This is a genomic window from Actinomadura sp. NPDC048955, assembly GCF_040649435.1.
GTDB lineage: Bacteria > Actinomycetota > Actinomycetes > Streptosporangiales > Streptosporangiaceae > Spirillospora > Spirillospora luteofluorescens.
The window spans coordinates 43,010-57,210 of record NZ_JBEZJI010000058.1 but is presented as its reverse complement, the minus strand read 5'-3'; the positions used below and the strand labels follow the sequence as shown (position 1 = coordinate 57,210).

Sequence of the window (14,201 nt, the reverse complement as noted above, 5' to 3'; positions counted from 1 at the left end):
AACACCCGGTCCCATCCCGAACCCGGAAGTTAAGCCCTTCAGCGCCGATGGTACTGCATGGGAGACCGTGTGGGAGAGTAGGACACCGCCGGACATGAATTGGTCGAGGGTCGCCCCGGAATTCGCGGGGCGGCCCTCGACGCATGTCGTGGCCCTGCCGAAGTAGGCTGAAGAGTCCACCGAACCAGCATCAAGAACAGTGACGGACGTGATGAGCGCGGAAGAGGACGGCCGCGGCGACGACAGCCGCGAGCGGCGGGGCGGCAACGGACGGCGGGACACGCCGGCACGTCGTGGGGGCGATGCCCGCGGCGGCCAGGGAGGGCCCGGGGCCCGCAAGAGCGGCGGCCCCCGCGGCGGAGGGTTCCGTGCCGGCGGCCCGCAGAGCGGGCGCGGCCGTCCTGGCGGCGGGCAGGAGCGGGACGCGCGCGGCAAGCGCGACGACCGCAAGCCCGGCCGCCCGTTCAAGCGCTCCGACGAGCGACGTGACGATCGGCGTCCCGAATCCCGTGAGGGCCGCCCGGAAGGCCGGCCTGGCACCGAGCGCAAGGACAGCCGATTCTCCGGCCAGCGCGGCGAGCGCCGGGACTCCCGGTTCTCTGGCCAGCGCGGTGAGCGTAAAGAGGGCCGATCCTTCGGCCCTGGCGGTGAGCGCCGGGACTCCCGGTTCTCCGGCCAGCGCGGCGAGCGTAAGGAAGGCCGATCCTTCGGCCCTGGCGGTGAGCGTAAAGAGGGGCGCTTCTCCGGCCAGGGCGGCGAGCGCAAGGAAGGCCGGTTCTCCGGTCCGCGCGGTGAGCGGAAAGAGGGCAGGTTCTCCGGTCAGGGCGGCGAGCGCCGGGACTCCCGGTTCTCTGGCCAGCGCGGTGAGCGTAAGGAAGGCCGATCGTTCGGCCCCGGCGGTGAGCGTAAAGAAGGACGCTACTCCGGGCAGGGCGGCGAACGTAGAGACGGGCGCTTCTCCGGGCAGGGGGGTGAGCGCCGGGAAGGGCGTCCCTCCGACAACCGTGCGCCTCGTGCCGGCCAGGGCGGCGGCGGGCCGCGCCGGGAAGGGCGCCCGGGCGGGTTCCAGGGCCGTGGCGGTCAGGGGGAGCGACGCTCCCAGGGGCGCCCGCAGGATCGCCCGTTCAAGGGCCGTCGTGATGAGCGCGACGAGCGCCGTCCAGGTGGGCGGAAGTTCGAAGGCAAGCGTGAAGGACGTCCGGGAGAGCGCGACAAGTCGTTCAAGGGCCGCAGTGGACCGAGGCGCCCTCAGGACGGCGAACGCTCCTATGGGCCGCCCCGCGATCGCCGCGAGCGGCCGGCGCGGTACGAGGAGCGTGAGCGTCCGGCGCCGAAGCACGACGACCCGCTGCTGCCCGAGGACGTCACCGGCGACGAGCTGGACGTGGAGGCCCGCGAGGAGCTCCGCACGCTGCCGAAGGACCTGGCGGTGAAGGTCGCCCGGCACCTGGTGATGGCGGGCCGTCTCGCCGAGGACGAGCCCGAGCAGTCCTTCCGGCACGCGAAGGCGGCACGGCGGCTCGCGTCCCGCGTCGGGATCGTGCGGGAGGCCGCGGGGATCGCGGCCTACCACGCGGGCGAGTGGGCGGAGGCGCTCGCCGAGCTGCGGGCCGCGCGGCGGCTGGGCGCCGGCGACTACTCCTATCTGCCCGTCATGGCCGACTGCGAGCGCGGTCTCGGGCGGCCCGAGCGCGCCCTCGACCTGGTCAAGTCGCCGGAGGCGGAGAAGCTGGACCCGGCGGGGCGCGTGGAGCTGCGCATCGTGGAGTCGGGCGTGCGGCGCGACATGGGCCAGACCGACGCGGCCGTGGTGACGCTGCAGATCCCGGAGCTGCGCGACCGGCGGCTCCGGCCGTGGTCGGTGCGGCTGTTCTACGCCTACGCGGACGCGCTCGCCGAGGCGGGACGCGAGAGCGAGGCGTCCGACTGGTTCGCGCGGGCTTCCGCGGCGGACCGCGACGGGGAGACCGACGCGGCCGAGCGGTACGCCGAGCTCGAAGGCCTCGAGATCCTCGACACCGAAGAGGACGAGGAAGAGGCCTCCGGCGAGGTCCGCTCGGAGGAATCCGCCGACGTCCACGTGGAGGAACCCGCCGAAGCCTCGGCGGAGGAGTCCGCCGAGGAGCGGGAGCCGGATCCCGTCGAGGCGTCGGCGACCGACATCGCGTTCCGGCCCGCCGAGCCCGAGGTGCTGGACGCGCCCGACGAGGGCGCGCCGGAGGCCCCGGCGGTCTTCCTGGAGCCGAAGCAGAGCGACGAGGAGCGGCCTCCGGCGGACTGACCTCCGGTACTTGACTGGCGGGTAGCTTTCCCGGATATTCACGGGACCGTGCCGTTCGGGGGGCCGCCGGATGCGTCCGGCGGAGACCGACTCTTTGGAGTTGCCATGCCCTTGGACCGACGCACGTTCCTGCGCGCCGCCGCCGTGGCCGGCGGGACGACCGCCTTCTCGGGCGCCCTGTGGCAGCGGGCCTTCGCCTCGGGGCCCGCGCAGCCCGGCCCGGGCCCGTACGGGCCGCTGCTGGCCGCTGACGGCAACGGGGTGCAGTTGCCGCAGGGGTTCACCAGCCGGGTCGTGGCACGCTCGCTGCAACGCGTCGAAGGGACGAGGTACACGTGGCATCCCGCCCCCGACGGGGGCGCGTGCTTCCGCGACGGGGACGGCTGGATCTACGTCAGCAACTCGGAGGTGCCCGCGGTCGGCGGGGTGTCGGCCATGCGGTTCGACGCGTCCGGGAAGGTCACGTCGGCGTACCGGATCCTGAACGGCACCTCGCTGAACTGCTCCGGAGGGGCGACGCCGTGGGGGACGTGGCTGTCGTGCGAGGAGCACGACCTCGGCCTCGTCCACGAGACGGACCCGCGCGGGCAGAAGGGCGCCGTGTCCCGCCCGGCGCTGGGCCGGTTCAAGCACGAGGCGGCGGCCTCCGACCCCGAGCGCAAGGTCGTCTACCTCACCGAGGACCAGTCGGACGGCTGCTTCTACAGGTTCCGGCCGCAGACCTGGGGCGACCTGTCGTCCGGGACGCTCGAAGTGCTGGTCGGCTCCGGAACGGGCCCCGTCCAGTGGGCGAAGGTGCCGAACCCCCAGGTGTGGCTCACGCCGACCCGGGACCAGGTGGACGGCGCCATGCGCTTCCACGGCGGTGAGGGCTGCTACTACTCGCGGGGCGTCTGCTACTTCACCACCAAGGGCGACAACCGCGTGTGGGCGTACGACGCGGCCGCCGCGCGGCTGGACATCGCCTACGACGACGACCTCGTCACCGGCGGGGAGGCGCCCCTGCACGGGGTCGACGCGGTGACCGCCACGGCGTCCGGCGACCTCTACGTCGCCGAGGACGGCGACAACATGGAGGTCAACCTCATCACCGCCGAGGGGGTCGTGACGCCGTTCCTGCGCGTGATCGGCCACGACGAGTCGGAGGTCACCGGGACGGCGTTCAGCCCGGACGGGTCGCGCCTGTACTTCTCGTCCCAGCGCGGCAAGAGCGGATTCATCGCGGGAACGGACGGCTGCACCTTCGAGGTGACCGGCCCGTTCCGCCGCTGACGCGTCGCTAGGCGTCCCGGCCGAGAGAGTGCATGATGCCGGCGACGTTGCTCTCGGCGCTGCTGAGGATCTCGTACTTGGCGGCCAGTTCCGGATCGATGTCGTCGCCGACGGCCGAGTAGCGGCCCCTGGTGCGGTCGACGACCATCGCGACGGCGTGGTCGAGGTCCAGGCCCTGGTCGCGGGCGTCCTTGACGGCGTCCACCCAGATCCGCAGTTCCTCCGCCGAGCGCTCCAGGGTGTCCTCTACCTCCTGCACGGGCCCGTAGTGCGCGAACAGCAGCCGCTGCGGGCCCAGTGACCGGAACTTGCCGAGCGACTCCAGCGCAGTGTCGAGGTCGAAGTCCGGGGGCGGCGTGGCGGGCAGCACGTCCGCCGTCTCCGGGACGTAGATGCCGGCGGCGTCGCCCACGTAGAGGTCGCCGGTCTGCGAGTCGACCAGCCCGACGTGGTGCTTGGCGTGGCCGGGGGAGTGGTGCGACTCCAGCCGCCGCCCGCCGCCGAGGTCGATCACGCCGGTGTCCTCGACGGCGCGGATCCGCGCCGCGTCCGTGGGCTTCAGCTCGCCGAACAGGGTGTCGAGCGCGTCCCCGTAGATCATGCGGGCGCTGCGCATGAGGCGGGACGGGTCGGCCAGGTGCCGGGCGCCCTTCTCGTGGACGACGATCTCCGCACGCGGGTACATGCCGGCGATGTCGCCGACGCCGCCCGCGTGGTCGAGGTGGATGTGCGTCACGACCACGCTCGCCAGGTCGTCCGGCCCCACGCCCATCTCGCGCAGCGCGGCCTGGACGACGGGCGCCGAGCCGGACGTGCCGGGCTCCACCAGGCAGGGCCGGTCCGAGAGGATCAGGTATCCGGCGGTGATCCCGGTGTAGCCGGCCATCCGCGTGTCGATCTCGTAGACGTCCCCGCCGAGCGGCGTGATCGTGGTCGTGGTCTCCATGCCCCGATCATGCCCCGGTCACGGCGTCCGCGGGGCGTCCGGGTCGAGGAGGCGCAGGACGAGGCCGGTGCGGGGCTTGGGGCCGAACGAGGTGGACTTGCGCGGCACGCGCTCGCCCCCGCCGGCGACCGCCAGCACGTCCTCGACCTTGAGCGGGTTGAGGATCACGGCGGTCCCGCCGCTGCGGCGGGCGCGGGCGACGGCCGCCGACGGATCGTCGTGCACCACCTCGATGGCGTTCTCGTTCTCGGGGACGCCCCACACGGCGCCGATCAGCAGATGGTCGAGGACGGCGGTGTCGAGGGCGCGCCAGCGCGGGGAATGCTCGGGCGGCATGGCCTCGCGCAGGGCGTCCGGGTCGGGACCGGTGAGCAGGTGCAGGGAGTCGCCGCCGCCGAGAAGGAACGCGGGCCCTTCGGCGCGGGCGAGCGCGTCCAGGGCCTCATCCTCGTCCTGGAAGCCGGTCACGGTGAAGACCTGGCCGGCCTTGTCCAGCGCGGTGTCGGGCCTGAGCCCCGGGAGCACGCGGTGGATGGCGCCCAGGTGCGGCGGGTAGCGCGTCGAGTCGACCAGCAGGGCCAGCCCGGCGTCCCAGGGGCCGGGGCCGTCGCCGGCCGCGTGGCGGCGCGCCTGGAGGGCGCGGTAGGTGGCGTAGCGGTGGTGGCCGTCCGCGATGAGGGCCTGCTTGCCGCGCAGGTCGGCGGCCACCCGCGCGTGCAGGGCGGGGTCGGTGACGCGCCACAGCCGGTGCGTCAGCCCGTCGTCGGCGTCGAACTCCATCAGCGGCGTCCCGGCCGCGGCGCCGTCGACGACGCCGGCCGCGTCCCCGCCGCCCTCGTACACCAGGAAGATCGGTTCCAGGTTGGCGTTCGCCGCCGCCATCAGCGCGAGCCGGTCGCGGACGGGGCCGGGGAAGACGTTCTCGTGCGGCAGCACGACGCCGTCGGACTCCGCGCGCAGGCCGAGGCCGCCGATCAGGCCGCGCTGCAGGACGGTCGCGCCGCGGGCCGCCTCGTAGACGTACAGGGCGGGTTCGGGGTCGACGGTGAGCGCGCCACGGTCCAGCCAGCGGCGCAGCCGGCGTCCGGCGGCGTCGTAGGTCTCCCCGGCCGCGCGCGGCAGGTTGAGCCGGATGATGTTGTGGCCGCCCTCGGCGAGCAGCCGCAGCGCCGCGGCCTCGTCGATCAGGTCGTACGGCGGCATGGTCACCGACGCCGGGTCGCCGGCGACCTCGGGGACGAAGCGGACGCCGCGGAACGGGGTCAGCTCCAGGCCGCCGCCCGTGCGCGGGGCCGCCGTCCCGAAGACGCGTGCGCTGAACTCCTCCGGGTCGAGACCGGAGGAGAGGTCGTCGTCCACGCTGGGCATGCTATTCACCGGAGGGCGTCCGGTGCCGCGGCGGGTACGGTCGTGGTGATCGATGTCCGAGGGGAGGTCCACATGAGTACTCAAGGACCCGGACGGCCGGAGGATTCCCCAGGCGCGGACCCGGGCGAGCATGCGGACCCGCCGCAGGGCGGGGTCTACGAGTGGTACACGCGGGGCCTCGAACTGCTGCGGGCGGGCAGCGCGGCGGCGGCCCTGCAGCTGCTGGCCAGGGCGGCCGAGGCCGAGCCGCAGTCGCACAGCATCCGCGAGGCGCTCGCCCGCGCCCAGTTCGGGGCGCGGCAGTTCGGCGCGGCGGCCGAGAGCTTCCGCGGGATCGTGGAGGAGGAGCCCGCCGAGGACTACGCCCGGTTCGGGCTCGGGCTGGCGCTCAGCCGGATGGGCGACTTCGAGGCCGCCGTCGAGCATCTCGCGCTCGCCGCGGCCATGCGGCCGGAGAACAAGGACTACGCGCGGGCGTTGCAGCACGCCAGGGCCACCCTCGCTTCCCGGCGCTGACCCACCCCTTACCCGCCGGTAACGCCCCCCGTACGATCGCAGGCATGAGGAGCGCGATGAAAGGCAGCGACCGTCCCCTGAGCGAGGCGTACGACGTCGCCCTGCTCGACCTGGACGGGGTCGTCTACGTCGGCCGCAGGCCCGTCCCCGCGGCGGCGGACTCGCTCGCCAAGGCGCGCGCGGCGGGGCAGCGGCTGGCGTTCGTGACCAACAACGCGTCGCGGACGCCCTCGGCGGTCGCGGCACTGCTCATCGAGGTCGGCGTCCCCGCCGAGGCGTCGGACGTGGTGACCTCCGCGCAGGCCGCCGCCCGCCTGCTGGCCGAACGCCTGCCCGCCGGGTCGGAGGTGCTCGTGGTGGGCGGCATGGGGCTGCGCCACGCCCTCTACCAGCGGGGCCTGCGGCCGGTGTCGACGGCGTCCGGGCGTCCCCCCGCCGTCGTGCAGGGCTACCATCCCGACCTCGGGTACGGGCTGCTGTCGGAGGGCGCCCAGGCGGTCGCCATGGGAGCCCTGTTCGTCGGCTCCAACGGCGACCTGACCATCCCCGGTGGCGAGGGGCCTCCCCATCCCGGCAACGGCGCCCTGCTCCGCGTGATCAGCGGCGCCACCGGCGTGGAGCCGATCGTCACCGGCAAGCCCGAGCGGCCGCTGCACCAGGAGTCGATCCTGCGCACCGGCGCCGAGCGCCCGCTGGTGGTCGGCGACCGCCTCGACACCGACATCGAGGGCGCCGACAACGGCGGCGCCGACAGCCTCCTCGTCTTCACCGGGGTCACCGGCCACCTCCAGGCGCTCACCGCCCCGCCCCACAGGCGCCCCACCTATCTCGCGCCCGACCTGTCCGGCCTTCTCGTCCCGCACCCGGAGACCGTCCGGGAGGGCGGCGCCCACCGGTGCGGCGGCTGGACGGCGAGCCGCGACGGGGACGCGTTCGCGCTCAGCGGATCGGGCGACCCCTACGACGGCCTCCGCGCCCTCGCGTCCGCCGCCTGGGAGACCGAGCGGCCGCCGCCCCCGGAGGCGCTCACCGAGGCCCTGGAGACCCTCTCGCTCTGAGCGCCGGTCAGAGGAGCTTGCGCAGCCGGAGGAGGTCGAAGATGCTCGCCTCGATCTTCAGGCGGCCGGCGGTCCACGCCTTGGCCGGGTTCAGCTCGTCGAAGGCCATCGCGACGAGGTCGTCGCTGTCCACGGTGAGGCGCACCTGGGCGGCCCCGGGGTCCTCGTCGCGTTCGAACGGGTCGAGGCCGGCCCCGTGGAGCCGGCTGCGGAAGGCCAGCCCGAGGTCGGCGACCCGGCAGCTGATCGTCCGCTCGACGACGTGCTCGGCGAGCCGGTCGGCGTCCACCTCCGCCAGGCGCGCCGCGACGCGCTCCAGCGCCGCACGGCACTCCTCCTCGTTCGCCATGGTCAGGCCGTTCCCCGTTCGTCCGGCATCGATGTCGTTCAGGGACGGTAGCGTTCATGGTGAGCCGGAGGCGACTCGTCGCGTGCGCTCCGGGAGCACTGGGAGGTAAACGTGATGTCCGACGAGGCCGCCGAGGGGCCGGAGTTCCCGGCGGCGCCGCCGCCCGACCCGACCGGCGACCCGCGCGTGGACGCCGCCCTCGCCCTTCTCGGCGAGCTCGGCGGGCGGCCCGTCGCCGCGCACGTGGAGGTCTTCGAGGACGTCCACCAGCGGCTCCAGGAGCTCCTCGCGGCCGCCGGCCAGGACGAGCGTCCCGCGCCGCCCCGGCCCGCCTTCCCCGACGCCCTGCGCCCCCGTGAGTAGCCGGCGCCGCCTGGACGCCGAACTGGTGCGCCGCGGGCTGGCCCGCTCGCGGGAGCAGGCCGGGCAGCTGATCGGCGACGGCCGGGTCCGCGTCGGCGGGCAGACCGCGGCGAAGGCGGCCACGCAGGTCGAGGCCGGGGCCGCGATCGTCGTGGCCGACGCCGGCGGCGGCCCCGAGTACGTCTCGCGCGGCGGCCACAAGCTCGCCGGCGCGCTGGAGGCGTTCGCGGGCCTGGAGACCGGGGGCCGGGTCTGCCTGGACGCGGGCGCCTCGACCGGCGGGTTCACCGACGTCCTGCTGCGCGCGGGCGCGGCGCACGTGTACGCGGTCGACGTCGGGTACGGGCAGATCGCCTGGTCGCTGCGGACCGACGACCGGGTCACCGTCCTGGAGCGGGTCAACATCCGCGACCTGGAGCCGGGGATGCTCGACGGCCCGCCGCCGAGCCTCGTCGTCGGCGACCTGTCGTTCATCTCGCTCAAGCTCGTCCTCGGGCCGGTCCAGCGGTGCGCGGACCCCGAGGCCGACTACGCGGTGATGGTGAAGCCGCAGTTCGAGGTCGGCAAGGACCGGGTCGGCGCGGGCGGCGTCGTCCGCGACCCGCAGCTGCGCGCCGACGCGGTGCGCGGGGTGGCCGGGCACGCGGCGACGCTCGGCCTCGGCGTCCTCGGGGTGGCGGCGAGCCCGCTGCCGGGGCCGTCCGGCAACGTGGAGTACTTCCTGTGGCTGCGCGCGGGGGCCCCGCCGCTGGACGAGGAGGCCCTGGCGAAGGCCATCGCGGAGGGCCCGCAGTGAGCGGCGGCGGCGCACCGCGCGTACAGAGGGCGTCGAAACCGGGAACGCCCCGCGCGGGGGCGTTCGTCCAGACGTCTGTACGGCGGAGCGCGTCGGGGAGTGGGGCGGGAGCATGAGCACAAGGTCGGTGCTGGTCGTGGCGCACACCGGGCGGCCCGAGGCGGTCCGCAGCGCGCAGCTGGTCATCGAACGGCTCAGCGAGGCCGGGATCTGCGTGCGGGTCCTGGACGGCGAGGCCGACGACATCGGCTGCACGGGCGTGGAGGTCATGCCCAGCACCGCGGCGGCCGCCGACGAGGCCGAGGTCGTCATGGTCCTCGGCGGCGACGGGACGCTGCTGCGCGCCGCCGACCTCACCCGCAGCTCCGGGACGCCGCTGCTCGGCGTCAACCTCGGCCACGTCGGGTTCCTCGCCGAGGCCGAGCGCGAGGACCTCGCCGCCACCGTCGACCGGGTCGTGACCCGCCGCTACGACGTCGAGGAGCGCATGACCATCGACGTCACCGCCCGCCGCAACGGCACCGTCCTCGGCACGACGTGGGCGCTGAACGAGGCCAGCATCGAGAAGGCCGAGCGGGAGCGGATGCTGGAGGTCGTCGCCGAGATCGACGGCCGGCCGCTGTCCAACTGGGGCTGCGACGGTGTGGTGTGCGCCACCCCGACCGGCTCCACCGCGTACGCGTTCTCCGCCGGCGGCCCGGTCGTGTGGCCGGAGGTGGAGGCGATGCTCGTCGTGCCGCTCAGCGCGCACTCGCTGTTCGCGCGCCCGCTGGTGGTCTCGCCGCGCTCGTCGGTCGCGGTGGAGGTGCTGCCCGACACGCCCCGCGCGGTGCTGTGGTGCGACGGGCGCCGCACGCTCGACCTGCCGCCGGGCGCGCGGGTGGAGGTCCGCCGCGGCGCCGAGCCGGTGCGGCTCGCGCGGCTGCACCTCACCCCGTTCACCGACCGGCTGGTCACCAAGTTCGGGCTGCCCGTGACGGGCTGGCGCGGGCGGGTCCGGCAGCCGTCCCGGCCGTCCCCGCCGCTCGGAGACTCCCAGGTCGGGGACGCCCCGGCGGCCGGCGGCATCGCCGGCTACCCGGGCCCCGGCTTTCCGCCGCAGGGCGCGCCCCCGGGGCCGGACGGGGAGGCGGCGGGCGGTCAGAGGGGATAATCTCCACAGGCGCTGATCGGGGATCTGGTTGCGGAGGGTTGTGACGCTGGTGCGTCCGATGGTCGATGAGGTGCGGATCCAGGGCCTCGGCGTGATCGACGAGGCCGTGCTCGATCTGTCGCCGGGCTTCAACGTGGTGACGGGGGAGACCGGGGCGGGCAAGACCATGGTGGTCACCAGCCTCGGGCTGATGTTCGGCGGCCGCGCCGACCCGCAGCGGGTCAGGCCGGGCGCGGGGCGCGCCACGGTGGAGGGCCGGATCGTCGTCGATCCGGGCGGCCGGGTGGTCGAGCGGGTCGAGGACGCCGGCGGCGAGCTCGACGACGGCGCTCTGATCGTCACGCGCTCGGTGTCGGCGGAGGGCCGCTCCCGCGCGTTCCTCGGCGGCCGGTCCGTCCCCGTCAGCGTGCTGATCACCCTGGCGGACGAGCTGGTCGCCGTGCACGGGCAGTCCGACCAGCAGCGGCTGCTGCAGTCGGCGCGGCAGCGCGGCGCGCTCGACCGGTACGCGGGCGGGGCGCTGACCAAGCCGATGCGCGCCTACACCAAGGCCTACCAGCGGCACCGCCAGGTGAGCGCGCTGCTGGAGGAGCTGACGACGCGGGCGCGCGAGCGGGCCCAGGAGGCCGAGCTGCTGCGCTTCGGCCTGGAGGAGATCGAGAAGGTCGACCCCAAGGACGGCGAGGACACCGGCCTCGCCGCCGAGGAGGAGCGCCTCGGGCACGCCGACGCGCTGCGCGGCGCCGCCGACACCGCCCACGAGGCCCTGCTCGGCGACCCCGCCGCCGCGTTCGAGGCCGCGAACGTGACCGGCCTGCTCGGCCAGGCCCGCAACGCGCTGGACGCCGTCCGCGACCACGACCCCGAGCTCGCGGGGCTGGCCGACCGGCTCGCCGAGGCCGGCTACCTGGTCTCCGACGTCGGCACCGACCTGGCGTCCTACGCCGAGTCCGTGGACGCCGACCCGGCGCGGCTCGCGGCCGTCCAGGAGCGCCGCGCCGAGCTGACCGCCCTGACCCGCAAGTACGGCGGGACGGACGGGACGGTCACCGAGGTCCTGGAGTGGGCCCGCAGGTCCGCGGCCCGCCTCGCGGAGCTGGAGGGCGACGACGACCGCATCGACGAGCTGCGCTCCGAGCACGCCGAGCTCACCGAGCGGCTCGCCGCCGAGGCCGCGGAGCTGACCGCGGTCCGCACCCGGGCCGCCGAGCGGTTCTCCGAGGCCGTCACCGAGGAGCTGACCGCGCTGGCGATGCCGCACGCCCGCGTCGCCGTCACCGTCACCCAGGCCGGCGACTACGGCCCGCACGGCGTCGACGAGGTCGAGGTGCGGCTCGCCCCGCACCCCGGGTCGCCGCCGCTGCCGCTGCACAAGGGCGCCTCGGGCGGCGAGCTGTCGCGCGTGATGCTGGCGATCGAGGTCGTGTTCGCAGGCGCCGACCCCGTCCCGACGTTCGTGTTCGACGAGGTCGACGCCGGTGTCGGCGGCAAGGCCGCGGTGGAGATCGGGCGGCGCCTGGCGCGGCTGGCCCGCAACGCCCAGGTGATCGTCGTCACGCACCTGCCGCAGGTCGCCGCGTTCGCCGACCAGCACCTGCTGGTGGAGAAGTCCGACGACGGGACCGTCACCAGCAGCGGCGTCACCGCCCTGGACCGGGAGGGGCGCGTCCGGGAGCTGTCGCGGATGCTGGCCGGCCTGGAGGACTCCGAGCTCGGCCGCGCCCACGCCGAGGAGCTGCTCGCCATGGCCGCCGAGGAGCGGTAGCGGCGGACCGAGGACCCCATGTCAGCGCCGGAGCGGGCCGCCGCCCGCTCCGGCAAAGATTACAGAGAGTGCGCGAACGGACACGCCTGGACAGTCGGCCTTTCCGGCGTTCGCTCCCGTGCTCTGGCAGGATGGCAGTTGATGAACGAGTCGTCACCCACCGCAGAGCGACGCGTCCGGCTGGCCCAGAGGCTGCCCCGGCGCGTCCTCACGCTGGGCCGGAGCCGCGACGACGGGCGGCCCGGGGTCAGCGCCACGGTCCGGCTCGACCGCCGCACCAAGGACCTGACCAAGCGGCTGCAGCCCGGCGAGGTCGCGGTCATCGACCACGTCGACCTCGACCGCGTCAGCGCCGAGGCGCTGGTGTCGCGCGAGGTCGGCGCCGTCGTCAACGTCGCGCCCAGCATCTCGGGCCGCTACCCGAACCTCGGGCCGCAGATCCTGATCGAGGCCGGCATCCCGCTGGTCGACGACGTCGGCCCGGAGATCTTCAGCAAGCTGCAGGAGGGCGACCAGGTCCGCGTCGAGGGGCCCGCCGTGCACCGGGGCGAGGAGGTCGTCGCCAAGGGCACCGAGCAGACCGCCGCGTCCATCGAGGAGGCGCTGACCGAGGCCAAGGCCGGGCTCGCCTCCCAGCTGGAGGCGTTCGTCGCCAACACGATGGAGTACGTCAAGCGCGAGCGCGACCTGCTCATCGACGGCGTCGGCGTCCCCGAGGTGGCCACGAGGATCTCCGGGCGGCACGCCCTGATCGTCGTGCGCGGCTACCACTACCGCGAGGACATCGCGACCCTGCGCCCCTACATCCGCGAGTACCGCCCCGTGCTGATCGGGGTGGACGGCGGCGCCGACGCGCTGCTGGAGGCCGGCTACCGCCCCGACATGATCGTCGGGGACATGGACTCGGTCTCCGACGACGCGCTCACCTGCGGCGCCGAACTCGTCGTGCACGCCTACCGGGACGGCCGCGCGCCGGGCCTCAAGCGCGTGCACGAGCTCGGCAAGGACGCCGTGGTGTTCCCCGCCGCCGCCACCAGCGAGGACATCGCGATGCTCCTCGCCGACGACAAGGGCGCCACCCTGATCGTCGCGGTCGGCACGCACGCGAACATGGAGGAGTTCTTCGACAAGGGGCGCGCCGGCATGGCCAGCACGTTCCTCACCCGCCTGCGCGTCGGCAGCAAGCTCGTCGACGCCAAGGGCGTCAGCAGGCTCTACCGCAGCCGGATCTCCACCTGGTCGCTGCTGTTCCTCGTCCTCGGCGCGTTCATCGCCATCGTCACCGCCGTCGCCATGTCACCGGCGGGGGACGTCATCAGTCCCCTGCTCGCCGACCGCTGGCACGCCTTCCTCTTCTGGCTGACCGGACTCTTCACGTGATCGATTTCCGCTATCACCTCGTCTCCATCGTCGCGATCTTCCTCGCGCTGGCGCTCGGCATCGTGCTGGGCTCCACCACGCTGTCCAACTCGGTGAGCGACACCCTGCGCCAGCAGGCCAACTCGGCCGCCAAGACGGCCCAGCAGGCCCGGCTGGCGCAGCGCGACCTGCGGCACCAGCTGGACGGCGAGGAGCAGTTCACCAAGGTGCTCTCGCCGCAGATCGTCGCCGAGCGGCTCAAGGGCCAGTCCGTCGTGCTGATCGAGACGCCCGGCGCCGGCAACGACAGCATCGAGCAGATCAGCCAGCTGGCGAAGGACTCCGGCGCCGCCGTCACCGGGCGCGTCACGATCCAGAAGAAGCTCCTGGACGACGACCAGCAGACCACGGTCGACGAGCTCGCCACGCAGCTCAAGGCCGAGGACGTGAAGTTCCCGGAGAACGCGGGCGCCTACGGCAAGGCCGGCGCCGTCCTCGCGGGCGCGCTCGTCACCAAGGACCCCGCCAAGTCCGGCCGCGAGGACGCCGCCGGAGGCGCCGTCCTCAACGGCTTCAAGCAGGCCGGATACGTCACCACCAGCGGCAAGCCGGGCCAGCACGCCACCCTCGCCGTCATGGTCGCTCCCGCCGCCGCCTACGCCTACGCCGGCGGGGGCGACGACAACAAGGCACTGATCTCGCTGGCCTCCGCACTCGACGGCGCCGGGCGCGGTACCGTCGTCGGTGGCCCGCCGACCTCCGCGCAGGAGGGCGGGCTGATCGCGGCGCTGCGCGACTCCGACGCCGCCGACTCGGTCTCCACCGTCGACGTGGTGGACACCGCGGCCGGCCAGGTCGTCGCGATCCTGGCGCTGCAGAACGAGATCGGCGGCAAGTCCGGCCAGTACGGCACGGGCGCCGGCGCGAGCGGCTACCTGCCCTCGCCCGCGCCCACGGCGAAGAACGGGTGACCTG

The 14,201-nt window shown here is 74.5% G+C and carries 12 protein-coding genes, 1 rRNA gene and 1 pseudogene; 11 read left to right on the top strand and 3 right to left on the bottom strand.

Features of this window, described 5'->3' with window-relative positions; genetic code table 11:
• The 3 genes from rrf to AB0C84_RS36750 form a co-directional block, all read left to right on the top strand.
• Positions 1–94, top strand: a 5S ribosomal RNA gene (gene rrf, locus AB0C84_RS36760); the annotation flags it as partial.
• 105 nt (positions 95–199) lie between these two features.
• Entirely contained in the window at positions 200–2,281 is a 2,082-nt protein-coding gene (locus AB0C84_RS36755; RefSeq protein WP_361075230.1) for a hypothetical protein, read from the top strand.
• A 105-nt stretch (positions 2,282–2,386) separates the two neighbouring features.
• The gene (locus AB0C84_RS36750; RefSeq protein WP_361075228.1) at positions 2,387–3,553 is read left to right on the top strand and encodes an alkaline phosphatase PhoX; all 1,167 of its coding nucleotides are present in this window, start codon (positions 2,387–2,389) and stop codon (positions 3,551–3,553) included.
• Between the two features lie 7 nt (positions 3,554–3,560).
• Here AB0C84_RS36750 and AB0C84_RS36745 read toward each other — a convergent pair whose 3' ends face one another.
• Entirely contained in the window at positions 3,561–4,499 is a 939-nt protein-coding gene (locus AB0C84_RS36745; protein ID WP_361075226.1) for an MBL fold metallo-hydrolase, read from the bottom strand.
• A gap of 18 nt (positions 4,500–4,517) precedes the next feature.
• The gene (locus AB0C84_RS36740) at positions 4,518–5,867 is read right to left on the bottom strand and encodes a DUF1015 domain-containing protein (RefSeq protein ID WP_361075224.1); all 1,350 of its coding nucleotides are present in this window, start codon (positions 5,865–5,867) and stop codon (positions 4,518–4,520) included.
• A gap of 72 nt (positions 5,868–5,939) precedes the next feature.
• Here AB0C84_RS36740 and AB0C84_RS36735 point away from each other — a divergent pair, with 72 nt between their 5' ends.
• Positions 5,940–6,383: a tetratricopeptide repeat protein gene (locus tag AB0C84_RS36735; RefSeq protein ID WP_361075222.1), complete on the top strand. Its 444-nt coding sequence runs from the start codon at positions 5,940–5,942 to the stop codon at positions 6,381–6,383.
• A 56-nt stretch (positions 6,384–6,439) separates the two neighbouring features.
• Positions 6,440–7,441, top strand: a complete 1,002-nt coding sequence (locus tag AB0C84_RS36730; protein ID WP_361075236.1) for an HAD-IIA family hydrolase — start codon at positions 6,440–6,442, stop codon at positions 7,439–7,441.
• Positions 7,442–7,448: 7 nt separating this feature from the next.
• On the opposite strand, the gene AB0C84_RS36725 is transcribed toward AB0C84_RS36730, so the two are convergent.
• A complete protein-coding gene (locus tag AB0C84_RS36725; RefSeq protein WP_179841902.1) occupies positions 7,449–7,790 on the bottom strand; it encodes an SCP2 sterol-binding domain-containing protein in 342 nt (113 codons plus the stop codon).
• 111 nt (positions 7,791–7,901) lie between these two features.
• On the opposite strand from AB0C84_RS36725, the gene AB0C84_RS36720 reads away from it, so the two are divergent.
• The 6 genes and pseudogenes from AB0C84_RS36720 (at position 7,902) to AB0C84_RS36695 (ending at position 14,197) form a co-directional block, all read left to right on the top strand.
• On the top strand, positions 7,902–8,153 hold the full coding sequence (locus tag AB0C84_RS36720) for a hypothetical protein (RefSeq protein ID WP_361075220.1): 252 nt from the start codon (positions 7,902–7,904) through the stop codon (positions 8,151–8,153).
• The gene (locus AB0C84_RS36715) at positions 8,146–8,949 is read left to right on the top strand and encodes a TlyA family RNA methyltransferase (protein ID WP_258940036.1); all 804 of its coding nucleotides are present in this window, start codon (positions 8,146–8,148) and stop codon (positions 8,947–8,949) included. Before AB0C84_RS36720 ends, AB0C84_RS36715 begins: the two co-directional genes overlap by 8 nt.
• Before the next feature lie 112 nt (positions 8,950–9,061).
• Positions 9,062–9,943, top strand: a pseudogene (locus AB0C84_RS36710) (NAD kinase); the annotation flags it as partial.
• Between the two features lie 217 nt (positions 9,944–10,160).
• Entirely contained in the window at positions 10,161–11,867 is a 1,707-nt protein-coding gene (gene recN, locus AB0C84_RS36705) for a DNA repair protein RecN (protein WP_258940035.1), read from the top strand.
• A gap of 141 nt (positions 11,868–12,008) precedes the next feature.
• Positions 12,009–13,247, top strand: a complete 1,239-nt coding sequence (gene steA, locus AB0C84_RS36700; protein WP_179841897.1) for a putative cytokinetic ring protein SteA — start codon at positions 12,009–12,011, stop codon at positions 13,245–13,247.
• Positions 13,244–14,197, top strand: a complete 954-nt coding sequence (locus tag AB0C84_RS36695) for a copper transporter (RefSeq protein ID WP_179841896.1) — start codon at positions 13,244–13,246, stop codon at positions 14,195–14,197. Before steA ends, AB0C84_RS36695 begins: the two co-directional genes overlap by 4 nt.
• Positions 14,198–14,201 lie beyond the last annotated feature (4 nt).